Raw genomic sequence first — 273 nt, forward strand, 5'->3', positions numbered from 1 at the left:
TGATCATTGCTAATCAGCATTATTAGATACTCTCCTTTTATCATTATTGAGTTTATTCAATGCCGTAGCTAGAGTAGCTGTAAGACAACCACCAGTACGGACGACTTGAGCCCAATCTTGCATATTATTTGCCATTTGTTGATAGGCAGCGTCGGATACTTGGCTAATAGCATCAACACAATCAGATTGGCGATTAACCACTAGTCCAACATTATTTTCTTTAACAAAATTGGCCAATGCAGTATCAGCTTTGGTAATAAGTGGCATCCCTGC

Annotated in this window: 1 protein-coding gene; it reads right to left on the reverse strand. The window is 39.2% G+C overall.

The genetic code is table 11. The features are described 5' to 3' along the window. Positions 1 to 9: 9 nt before the first annotated feature. A partial coding sequence (locus ACFIK0_RS09725) for a hypothetical protein (protein ID WP_375663966.1) occupies positions 10 to 273 on the reverse strand: 264 nt, incomplete at its 5' end.

Source organism: Bartonella sp. CL63NXGY (assembly GCF_042194905.1).
Classification (GTDB): Bacteria; Pseudomonadota; Alphaproteobacteria; order Rhizobiales; family Rhizobiaceae; genus Bartonella.